Source organism: Flavobacterium franklandianum, from assembly GCF_007097365.1.
GTDB classification, from domain to species: Bacteria; Bacteroidota; Bacteroidia; order Flavobacteriales; family Flavobacteriaceae; genus Flavobacterium; species Flavobacterium franklandianum.
On record NZ_VJZR01000002.1, the window covers coordinates 367,699 to 380,965 of the forward strand.

Consider the following 13,267-nt stretch of genomic DNA (forward strand, 5'->3'; position numbering starts at 1 on the left):
CACTAAACAAGTTAATGTTTCCTTAATAAATCTAGCTTTTAATCTTGCAGGTTTTTCCAAAATAATAGTTTTATTTAACGATTAATTTTTTACTTAATTCACCCGTTGAGGTTTTTAGTTTTACTATATAAACTCCTCTGCTAATCGTATTAATTGGAATTTGAATATTTTGTTGGTCTTGATTTTCAATTTTCCAATTGGCGATTGATTGCCCGTTTATATTGAATAATGTAACTTTTAAAACTGAGACATCCGCAATAGAATTTTTAATTACGATTGTGTTGCTGTCTTGTATATGAGCAATCTTTATTTCGTTAGTATTACTTTTATTTTCCTCAACACTCAAAGTTTTATCTGTATTTGATGATTTGTCTTTAAAACGTAGTGAAAAACGGGTGTCATATACTCCAGCAAGCAAAGTGATTTCAAAAGCATTTTTTTGAATCTCGTTGTATGTTTTAGTTTCATCATCATAAATGTAAACCTTTTGTTGCCCATCAAAGTTTTCGAGTGCATCGATAGTGAATGTAACTTTTCCTTCCACATCTGTTTTCACACCAAGAGGGTAGGAGGAGTCTTCTTTGAAATAACCTTCTCCTTGAATTACCAATTGTTTATCGCCATTGAGGAAATACATATCGTTTGAAAATTCGTCTAAGCTTATTCCATCATAACCATAATCCATTCCGCTAGTAGCTTTTTCGTTCATAAAACCTAATAATACTTGACGGTGGTAATTATTGTTTGAATTGAAACCTAATCGCACTTTTTTATAAATGTCTTTTTGAATAGTATCATTTGAATTGTTGTTCCAATGATCAATTTCGGTTGTTTTGGATGTTTTAGGACGAGTTTTGTAAATGCTGTTTGAGTTGACAACATCGTCTTCTTTGAAGAAAGCTCTTTGGTTATTGTTGAAGATTATTGTGCCTCCAGAACCAAGTTTGCCATTTACAAAAAATCCTTGTCCCACAGGAATATATCGTTTTGGAATCCCTTTTATGCTGGTTCCAGATTGGCTAATAAATTCTACTGCGGCTGATACTGGAGCCACACCACCTACTAGGTTTTTCACACCGTAGCCTCCTTGATATTCTTTTAATACGTGAGTAGTATTGGTTGAATAGTGTTCCCAGAAATACAAAGTTCCGTCGGTTGCGTCTAATGAACCTACATTGTCGTTTATGAAAGCGTCAGCATCTAAAGCAGATGGATATGGATTACCGGTTAATAATAATTGGTCAGGTAATACACTATTCGAGTTAATTAAACCGTTGTTAGGTTTCCCTACAAAAGTGTAGTTTGTTCCCACAGTTCCGCTTCCTTTCATTGTGAAGCCTAGTCCAACTCTAATGGGAGTTGTTTCTAATATTTTGTTCCAATTGGCATACGCATTGGCTTTATTGTCAAAAGTGTATAGCCAATAGCGAGCGATACTCATAGCTGTTGATGTGTTACCTGCAATACCATCATAGCCACCAATCCAGCTGATATTTCTTGGAGTAGCATTGAAGCCATCCTTCATCATTCCAGCAACAGTATAAGGGGTGTTGTTCGCAGTATTGTTAATAGGACTCACTGGCGAAATCCAATAGTTGTAATTGTATTTATTGGCTTGGCCTTGTTGGTCTCTTTCAATCGAACCACTACTGGTTACATCTAAATCGCAATCGAGTGTTTGAACCAATTGGGACATTCCAACTAGATCTATTTTGCCATCTAATTTTAAGTAATTGGTAACCTCGATTTTAGTATCATTAGAAGCTGTTATTGTATTGCTATTAACCATTAAACCTAAAACTGTTTTATTACCAGTTGAGGATACATTGTGTGATGTTTTTACGATATTCCAATCGATTGTCCCTTCAATAAGCGATACACTATTGGGTAAATCTTGTACCGTATGGTTCAACCATGTTGCTGCAGTTTGCCATGCTCCATTTGAATTTGATTCATAAGGAAGCGGTGCTGTTTGACTGTCAACGGTGGTTAAATTTTTCAGTGCTGCAGTATAATTGTTATTAGAAATATCTTTAGCATTGGTAAAAGTGTAGGTTGACATTGGGTAATAGGCACTTAAATTAGCCCACGGAATAATTTTAATATCATTTAACGTTATTGTATTTGGTATAATATTTCCACCAGTTAATGTGGCGTCTCTACTAATTTCTTGATTCATTACATAACGCAGTTGTTTTTCTGTAAGGGCAACTTTCCAAACGCGAACTTCGTCAATTCCTCCGTTGAAGAATGAAGTTGGAGTTACACTGTCGGCGGCGGCAATAAGGAAAGATTTTGTGTTTGCTGGAACAGTGCTCATCGCTTTAGTAACATCAAGAACACCGTCAATATACAATTTAGCTTGGGTTCCATTAAAGGTTACTGCAACATTATGCCATATTCCTGAAGGAATTACAACTGATGAGGTAATAGTTTGTTTGGTTCCATTCATCCAACTCATCTCTGTTTTTCCAGCACTATTGATGCTTAAGTCATATCCTGTAGTAAAAGCATTGTCTCTTTTGGAAAGGATAGTTTGGTTAGTGCTGTTTCTTTTTATCCAAGCTGAAACAGTAAATGAATTGTTAAGGTCTAATACTTTGCCCGAATCTAGATAATCATTTATACCATCAAAAGAAATGGACCGTACAAAAGTTTTTTCTGGTGCAAAACCAAAAGTGATGTATTTGATACCATCAAAATCATAATCAGTTTCTAAATTAGCTCCGTTTGCTCTCATAATTCTATATTCCGCTGTTGGGTCAAAATTAGGCGTGCTTGAAATAAACATTAAATAATCTCCAGGAGGAGTTAGCGTCGCTGAAAGCATAGATGTAGGAATGGATACTTTTGCTGTTGGCACGTTTCCGCCAGTTTCTACCACTTTCCAAGTTCTGCCCACAGAAATAAAAGTGACTTCACTTATTAATGCCGGAGTTATTCCAGCACTCATATTGACTTTTACTTCGGGTTGTGCTGCTAATGTACCTTGATTATTTCCCCAAACGAGGAATTTTTTGTCGGTGTCAAAGGTGTTGGTATTTAATTTATTTGTAGCGGCTATATCTGATAATCCAATAGTAATGTCATCTAGGGTGTTCACAGTTTTGGATTGTTTTTGATTCAATTGCGAATCATCGTCTCTACCAATACCAGTAATATCATAATTATAACCCGTATTTATAGTCGTATTCCAAATGATGTTTGCCGCTGAATCTATATAGTTTACATCATTAAGTCTTGTTGATAAACTAACACCAGAGTTATTGGTGCTAGCTATATCGTGCAGAGTTATTCCGTATTTAAGACCTAAATAGCTTTGTATCTTTTGTTGGTTTAAAGCACTGTTTGGAGCAGTATAAGCAACAATTTCCGAAAGCCTACCGTTTAAAGCTGAGTAAGCTCTGCCGCTAATTCCGCTTCGACCTGTTCCTAAATAGAAAGGCAGATTGTTGTATTCATAAAAGTTCAATTCGTTACCAGTTCCTGTATCCCCAGTTCTACCTGTTGTGTTGTCAACTTTTATTCCATTTTTATATATTTCTGTTTGAGTACCGCTTGCATTGGTTTTTACATTTATAATGAGGGGTTCATTATATGTAACTGTAGTTGATGTAAATGCTCTACCATAGGAGTCAACTCCTGGCGCAGGTGCACCAGATCCTGGAGCATATGCTCCTACATTGTGTGCAATAACTTCGGCAGGCGAGTATCGTGCTGTAGTGTTTCCTAATCCTAATCCAGTAGGGTCTTCATGAAACGTTCTTTCGTCACTTTTTGCTCCCAAAGGAATTTGCCTTCCAGTAGTTCCAGTTGTATTTTGTACAACATCATCGCTATAAACCACTACAAAATAGTCTTGCGAGTACAAACCGCCTTTTCCATTCATATAATCTTTATTGCTTGCATTAAAATCAATAACTGGATTAAAATTTATATTTCTTAGAGCGTTATCGCGAAAGGTTGGTGCATCAGTTACTAATGCTTTTACATTTTCTTTATTTACTAGATCGGCTCTAGTGGTATCATAAGCTTGATCTTCCCAAGTTGTTAGAGAAGTTCCATCTGGAACTGATATACCTGCATTTCCTTTAAACCAAAGACTTAAATTTTGATTAATTTTTGCAGGAGCGATTGGAGATAGGGCTAATGCTGTCATAGCATCTCCTTCTAAGGAAACATTATCAAAAGCAACACCATTGTCGGTATTATTGCTTTCGGACTTAAATTGCACCCTAAATCTGACGTTAGATTGATTTTTGAAAGTGACATCATCTAATGTCGTGGTAGCCCTAATAAAGCGATTTGGACCAATGCCTACTGGGGTAAAAGCTAGTGTTGCAGTAGCACTATTATTACTCCACCCATTACTTCCTAATGCGTTTACCGAAGTAGAGTTGTACCAATTGATCCCGCTTCCGCTGGCTCCTAATTGCATAAATGCACCTCCATTGATAGAATATAAAATTCGCATACCGTCTCTGTCTGTTTCAGTATCGTAGCGTATGTCAATATTGAATAATAAATTTTGATACCCTGTAAAGTTATAAACCGGACTATCAATTTCTATAACTGAATTATTGCCGTAATCATCGTAATTATCAAGTCTCCAAAAAGAATTTTCGCCTATCTCTGCTACTGTTGCCGGAAATGAAGATGTCCACAGCCAAGAACCATTTGTAGTAGTACTGTTTGTCCAAGAACCATTTGTTTCATCAAAATCCTCATAAAAAAGTGTATATTTTCTCGAAGCTGTTGCTTCGACATAAGTTACAGTTATGTCTGCAAAGCTGGAGCCACAAGTGCTCGTTATAGTCCATCTAAAAACATAATTTCCTACCGTAGTTACTGTCGCTGTAGAAGTTCCACTTGTGCTATTGCTAAAAGTTACGGTTCCTGAAGGTCCAGAAATTTTAGTCCAAGCGCCTGAACCTGTGCTAGGGGTATTACCTCCTAATGAAGTTGAAATAAGTGATCCAGTTATAGTCATTGCACTTCCTACTGTTGCAAACGATCCTGAACTTACTACTTGAGTTTTAGAAGTATTTGTTGTGCCACACGAGCCTCCCGAAGTAGTAAGAGTTAAAGTAGCTGTTCCTGTGTATATTGCAGGCGGAGTCCAAGTTGTTGTATTTGGGGTAGTTCCAAGATTATTATTAAATGTTCCTCCAACACCACCATCAGTCCATATTGCACTTGTTGCTGAGCCGCCATATGAGCCTCCTAAGGCCACTGAAGTTGCTCCTTGGCAAATAGTTGTTAAAGCTGCTCCGGCACTGGCTGTTGGTCCGCTAACTAGTTGTGTTTTTGATGTTGCTGCTGTACAAGGACCTCCAGTTGCTGTTAAAATTAGAGTTGCTGTTCCAGAAAAAGCTGCAGGAGGAGTCCAAGTAGTAGTATTTGGAGTAGTTCCCCCATTGTTGGTAAATGTTCCTCCAGAAGTTGTTGACCATATTGCACTTGTAGCACTGCCTCCGTAAGAACCGCCTAAAGCAACTGTTGTTCCTCCTATACAAATCGTGGTTAGAGCATTGCCGGCTCCAACTGTTGGTCTTGCATTTACAACTTGATTTTTAGAGGAAATAGCGGTTCCACAAGACCCGCCAGCCGATGTTAAAACTAACGAAGCTGTTCCTGTATAACCTCCTGGAGGAATCCAAGTAGTTGTACTTGGTGTAGTTCCTGTGTTGTTTGTAAATGAGCCTCCTGAAGTTGTTGACCAAATTGCACTTGTTGGTGAACCAGTATAAGACCCACCTAAGGCTACAGTTGTTTCTCCTTGACAAATTGCTGTAAGAGCACTTCCTACACTAACTGCAGGAGTGCCATTTACGACTTGAGTTTTAGAAGCTGTTGCCGCTGTACAAGAACCTCCAGATGTTGTTAAGATTAAAGTTGCTGTTCCTGAGAAACCCGCTGGTGGAGTCCAAGTAGTTGTATTTGGGGTAGTTCCTCCATTATTTGTAAAAGTTCCTCCAGAAGTTGTTGACCAGATTGCGCTTGTAGCTGCACCTGCGTAAGTCCCGCCTAAAGCTGCTGTAGTTCCACCTTGACATATAGCTGTAAGAGCACCTCCTGCATTGGCAGTTGGTAAAGGATTTACTGTAAAGGAAGTTCCACTTGTTGCAGTTCCTCCTGGGGTAGTTACCGAAACAGTTCCAGTTGTTCCTGATCCAACAACAGCAACTATAACCGTTCCTGAATTTGAGGTGATTGAACTCACGGCTGTACCTCCTATCGTTACGCTGGCTGCCGTAGCTCCTGTTAGATTTGTACCATTAATTGCGATTGAGTTTCCTACACAACCGCTAGTTGTACCTAAGCTTGTTATGGTTGGTGGACTTGAAACTAGAGGAGTGTATGTTAATGATACATCATCTATGGCTCCGTATCCTTTTGGGTTGGCAGCATCGCATCTGAAAGTAAAAATTAAATTTGTTGTTGTACCTGCCAAGCTATTCGGTAATGTCGTATTTTGAGAAGTAAATGTTGTAACATTTGAATTTGGATAAGGCCCAAATTGCAAAGTTCCTGTCGGTAAATTTCCATCTGTTGGAGTGTTATTGTCGGTATAGACACTAACATAATCATAATAAGTACTGGATGAATAATCAGCAACTGCTTGTTTGTATGTAAATGATAAACTTATGTTTGTTGCACCTGCAGGTATAGTAATACTTTTATAAATATGAACAGTTCTGGCATTAGAGGTTGTACCAACATTTGTTGCACTATTCCCAATTAGTGCGCACCGATTACCTGTAAAACCAGATTGACCGGTTCCGACATACCAAACTCTGGAAGTATTTGATCCGTTAACGTCTATCCATCCATTTGAAGCAAATGTTGTACCTGTTTCAAAACCTCCATCTCCAGTTGGGGAAATCAAAACGGTTTGTGCGTTTGTGTTTGTAATAAATAGAAAACTAATTATTACTAATAAATAAAACATTGAATAATATGTACTAATCTTTTGTTTTGATTTTTTATAGTTTTCATATTTATTTTTTTGAGCCACACACAAAAGGCTTATCAATAAAAAAACTAGGGTAAGACATGCTTTTGCTATTAGAGTATTTTTTTTCATATTTTTAGTGCTAAAAGGATGAATAGGTGCTTTTATGTTTGTTTATTTTTTTTCAACTTAGAGTTTAGTAATAGAATAGAATTCAATTACTAGATTCTTTTGGTTGTCAAACATAAAAAATATATTTTACTTTTTAACGTTAAAATGCATTATAAATCGATAAAATACACAAATAATAAATATTTGTAAGTATAATATGTATGTTTATCAATAAAAAATAATATTAGTATTTAATAAATTTTTTTAATACAGAATACAAAAAAATATCCCGCTCAATATTTTGGGCAGGAATAATTTTTTAGAAGATAACGAAAATTTTTTCTTTATTTTTTTGCCAAGATTTTGGACACGGAACTTATCTGCAGATTTTTGATAATGAATGTATTGCATTTTACTTTTCAGTAGAGTCAAAAAACGGTATCGGTTTTAAAAATTTGAGCAGTACATTTCTAACTTTTTCGAATAGTGCAAGTATATTTTTGAATTATTCATCAAATACAATTACTTTTTTACTGATTTCCCCAACAGAGGTTTTTAGTTTGGCAATATATACGCCGGAACGTACTGTTTTAATTGGGATTTGGATGTTTTCTTGTTCCTGATTTTCAATTTTACAAGTGGATATCGATTGACCTAGGATAGTATAAAGAGTTACTTTTTCAATCGTAAAATCGATTGATTTGTTTTTAATTTCAAGGTAATTTCCATTTTGAATATGGAATATTTGAATGGCCTCTGTTAATGAATATTGATTCACTTTAAGTGTTTTGTCTTTGAATCTTAAAGAAAATCTTGTGTCATAATTGCCAATTGGTAAATCGACTTCAAATTTTGTGATTCGGATATCGTGATAAGTATCAGTAAGATTATCGTAAATATAAATGGATTGTTCTGGTTTGAAGTTTTCTAAAGCATCAACAATAAAACTTACTTTTCCCTCTAATGCTGTTTTTACGCCAATAGGGAAACAAGCATTTACATCAAAAAAGCCTTCGCCTTGAATTACTAATTGGTTTTCGCCATTCAAGAAATACATATCATTTGGAAAATCATCTAAAATGTTACCATCATAACCATAATCCATTTTGTTTGTTGCTTTTTCATTCATAAAGCCTAATAATAATTGGCGATGGTAGTTGTTGTTTGCATTGAAACCTAAACGAATTCTTTTTAATGTATCTTTTGCAATTAGGTAATTATTATTAGGATTTGCGATAGTATTTGTTTTATTAGTTGCTTTAGTTTTGAACATTATGTTTGAAAGACCAGTTTCGTCTTCTTTATAGAAAGCTCTTTGATTATTATTAAAAACAACAGTTCCGCCAAAACCCGTTTTTCCAGTTACAAAAAATCCTTGTCCCACAGGAATATATTGGTTTGGCGCTCCTTTTGAGGGTGTTCCCAATCCGCTAATAAAATCTACATCTACAGAGCTAGGAATAGATCCTGAAGCAACACCACCTACTAAATTAAGGGTAGCATATCCACCTTGATACTCTCTTAAAACGTGTGTGTAATTTGTTGAGTAATGTTCCCAAAAATATAGGTTTCCATCAATAGACCCAATATTATCATTTATAAATGCAACCGCATCTAATGCTGATGGATATGGATTTCCGGTTAATAGCAATTGCTCAGACAAAACAGTATTGGAGTTTATTAAACCATTATTTGGTTTTCCTAAAAAAGTATAATTTTGGGTTGTGCCTTCGGCTCCGCTTCCTTTTAGAGTAAACCCTTGGCCCACTCTAATTGGCGTTGTTTCTACTATTTTATTCCAGTTCGCATATGCATTAACATAATTGTCAAAAGTGTATAACCAATATCTTGCTAAACTTATTGGTAAAGTGGCCGATCCATTATAGCCTGCTATCCAATTTATGTTTTGTGGTGTTGATGTAGTTCCATCTTTTAGCATCTCTGCAACGGTGTAATCGGTATTGTTGGCAATCGTATTAATTGGACTTACAGGAGAACTCCAATAGTTGTAATTGTATAAATTATTTTGTCCCTGTTGATCTCTTTCTATTGATCCAGAGCTAGTTGTGGATAAGTCACTCTCTGTGGTTTGAAGTAATTGTGATTTTTCAACCAAATCTATTTTTCCGTCTAGTTTTAGATACCAATCATTCTGAATTTTAGTGTCATTATTCATCAAGATGGTTTTTCCTGAGTTTACAATCATACCCAAATCTGTATTGTTTGAGGTTTCTGTAATGTTGTGTTGAACTATTACTATCGACCAATCTTGATCCATTATATCCAATCCCCTGATTTCTTTTGTAGGGCTATTCACTGCAGTTGCAAAATTGCCAGTTCTCTCAGTTAGGAAAGGCATTGGTGCTTGTTGCACAAAAATATTTTTATGGTTGTAAATTTTAGTTCCAGTCAAATCTGTAGTGGAAGTTGTTAGATCATCGATGATATCATCTTTGTAAACATCCATTCTGTAATAGCGCAATAAATTGGTAAAAGGCAAAGTGTTTGTGGGTACTAGAATTTGGGCAATATTTTTAGGAATGATTGCTCCCCTAATTTTTGAATCGGTATCTTGAATCTCTTGGTAAACCATTCTTTGTAATTGTGAATCGGTTAAGGCCACATTGAAAACACGGACTTCATCGATTTTCCCTTTAAAAAATTTAGCATTTGTACTTGGGTCTTTTCCAATGGTAAGCAGAGAAGTATCAGTAGCTATTGCTCCTGTTGCTGCTTGTGTAGCCACAACAACTCCGTTTAAATATAACTTTATATCGATGCCATTATAAATTACACCTACATTGTACCATTGCGAAACGTTAAGAGCTGTATTGTGGGTAACTGTTGTGCTGTTTACAATTGCTTGTAGTTTTTTTTCGCTGTTAATTCGGATTTGAAATTTTTCTTGTCCCACAACAATTCCATCAGTTGAAAAAGCTGAATTCAAATCAATCCAAGCCATCATCGACGCATTGGCTAAGCCACCAAGAATTGCTGTACTTTGACCGTAATCGTTACGGCCGTCAAAGTCTAAAAACAATTTGGTATTTAAATCTCTTGGAGAACCAAAATAGGCAGTATTAGTATCAAAAGTATCCAAAATACCATCTTTGTCTATGTCGGTTGTTCCGTCAATAATGCCGTTGTTGTTTGCGTCTAAAGTTTTATAATCATAAATTAAAACGGTATTGGCAATGTCAAAAGAGGAGCCATTTGATGTAGTGTCTAAATAATCAGGGATTCCATCACTATCGGTATCTAGCAGAAAGGTTGTTGCTGGATTTGCAGTTGCTGTACCTTGATTTAAATTTCCGTATTGATTTGCTCCGGTTCCATAATCATAAATGTCCAAGATTCCATCGCCATAAAGTTCGCTAGAACCATTACCGTCAGTATCTTTGCTTCTAAAAGCTTCAGTTTCTGGTCCATCTCCTCTTCCATCACCGGTAATATCTCCATCACCATTTACAAAACCAGTGGCAGCATTTGTATTGCCAGCTCCAGATTCGTCCACATCAAAAAGAGAATCGTTGTCGCTATCCAAATCAATATAATTTGAAATTCCATCACCGTCAGAATCCAAGGCAGGAAGGGCTGCTGTAGATTCGGCACTATCGTGAAGCCCATTCCCATTTGAATCAACCCAAGTTGCATCAATTTTTCCTTTTCCGTTACTGATATTTCCCAAACCTGCTTCAATGACATCTTCAATACCATCATTATCGGCATCTAAGTCAAAAACATCGGCAATACCATCTCCATCTCTGTCACATAAAGTTTGTGTAATTAAGATATCGTCCAGCGCTAAGTCATTTCCTAAACCACCTGTTTCGTTGTTTATAAATATTACTTTGAAAGCATTTACATTCAAAGTTAAATTTGAAGTAAATTGATACCAATCTCCTGCTGAATTTCCATTTGTTGTAGGCGCAATTGCACCAGTACTTATGGTAGACAAAACGACATCATTAATGTCCCTGAATTCCACTTTAATGTTTGGTCTTAATCTGGTGGCGATTCCAGGTGCATCTGTTCTATCCAAATTTATAACCCAAAAACTATAGGTAATGGGTATGTTTGGCAGAGCACCAGTAATTAGGGCTGTATAGAAAATACCTGGCGTATAGGAAGCATTGAACAATGCCATTCTTCCATTTGTGTCACCACTAGTATGGTCGCCTCCCACATACCAATAGGTTGCAGCCCAAGAAGCTATTTGTGCACTAGACCCTACGGTGTATTCTCCATCATTCATACTAGTGTCACTCAAAGTTGGACAATCTGCTGTATTTGTACCAGCAGTTCCATCAGCATAGCAATAGGTTGTAGTTGCGTCATAAGTAGTATTGATAGTTGTTCTGGATCCTGTTCCAAAGTTTTCGTCCAAGAATTTATAATTTACATTATATCCATTTGCATTTTTGCAATTTGTTTCTTCGGTTACGTCCAAAATCCCATCATTGTCATCGTCAATATCTACATTATCATAGATGCCGTCACCGTCACTGTCAAAAAAAGTTTGTGTACCTGTTCCTTCGAGATTGAAATTATAAGGATTTTCGTCAGTGTCATTATTCGCAATTGCAATTGTAGCTGTTCTAGTTCCAGTGGCACTCGGATCGAAAGTTACCACAAATGTTGTACTTGCTCCTGATGTAAGAGTTGCACTTGGATTTGTCGTAATGTTAAATTCACTAGCATTAGTGCCAGAAATAGAAATTGTTCCAATTGTCAGGGTATTGCTACCCGTATTTTGAACAGTAAAAGTTTTTGTTATTGTTCCCAAACTGGCATCTACAGAGCCAAAATTTGTCCAATCAGTTATGCTTGGCGTTGAATCTCCATCGACAATAGTTGTTGCGTTGCCAAGGATATTGATTTCTTGTTCTGTTCCTGTTCCTTGAATAGAAAAATCATAAGGATTTTCGTCAGCATCATCATTTACAATTGAAATTGTTGCCGTTCTAAGTCCAAGAGCACTCGGGTTGAAGCTCACCACAAATGTAGTGCTGGCTCCAGCTGTGACAGTTGCACTTGGATTTGTTGTAATTGTAAAATTAGCCGCATTGGTTCCTGAAAATGAAATTGTACCAATGGTTAATGTAGTTCCGCCAGTATTTTGAATGGTAAACGTTTTTGTAGTTGTTCCAGAACTGGTATCGACCGAACCAAAATCAGTGAAATCAGTTAAACTTGGAGATGTATCGCCATCAACAATAGTGGTTGTATTTCCTTGAATATTTATTTCTAGTGGAGGAATCCAAGTAATTATTACTTGACCTCTAAATCCGTTGCCACCCGTTCTAACTGCAGCAGTGTTGTCATTTCGTCCTCCACTACCGCCTCCACTTAAAGCTGTGGCTGCAGTTCCATTTCCATTACTAGCTTTACCTGCGGCTCCATTACCACCACTACCATTACCACCAATTCCAGCATTGATTCCTGTGGTTGGGGCTGCCCCAGAACCTGTACTTCCTGCTCCACCACCACCACCGCCGCTAGTTCCACTAGTTCCAGAAACAGCATTACCAACTCCACCTGCACCACCAGTATAGGTAATTCCAGTTGCGGCAGTTGCGCCAAGGCCATTGAGTGGAGTAGTAGTGCCGTTTACATTCCCTCCATTCCCTCCAATTGCGGTAACTGGAACAGTTGATGCAAATGTGGAGGTTCCGCCTGGATTACCATTGCCAGCCGAAACACCTGTTCCTCCTGCACCCACTGTAACAGTGATAGAGGCTCCAGGAGTTACTGTAATAGTAGTGTTTTTGGTATATGTTCCGCCACCGCCACCGCCACCTGTGGATCTATTTAGAGTTGTACATCCACCACCAGCGCCACCAGCGCCCCATGCTTCGACAGTTACATTAGTAACACCAACAGGAACGATAAATGTGCCAGAAGTTGTAAAGGTTTGTGTTTGTGAAAATCCCAAATTGGCAATAAAAAGACACCCGTAAATAAGGTATTTTTTTATGCCAATGTTGTTAGTAGTTTTCATTTCTTTTTTTGAGTAAAAAGGATGGAGAATTAGTTAGTTTTTCTAATAATTAGGATTGGTTTTTTTGAATTTAATTTTGGCTAGTCTTATTTTTATAGACAATCTAATTATAATTGATTTATGCCCCAATTATTTAACTTAAAGATAGTGAACATTTGTTTTTAATACGATAAAAAAACATTTTTTATCGTTGAAATACA

General features: G+C 36.8%; 2 protein-coding genes. Both read right to left on the reverse strand.

What is annotated here, in order from left to right; genetic code table 11:
* Nucleotides 1-70: 70 nt before the first annotated feature.
* Nucleotides 71-7,087, reverse strand: a complete 7,017-nt coding sequence (locus FNW17_RS04215; RefSeq protein ID WP_144070941.1) for a LamG-like jellyroll fold domain-containing protein — start codon at nucleotides 7,085-7,087, stop codon at nucleotides 71-73.
* A gap of 484 nt (nucleotides 7,088-7,571) precedes the next feature.
* On the reverse strand, nucleotides 7,572-13,067 hold the full coding sequence (locus tag FNW17_RS04220; protein ID WP_144070942.1) for a choice-of-anchor D domain-containing protein: 5,496 nt from the start codon (nucleotides 13,065-13,067) through the stop codon (nucleotides 7,572-7,574).
* Between the last annotated feature and the right edge of the window lie 200 nt (nucleotides 13,068-13,267).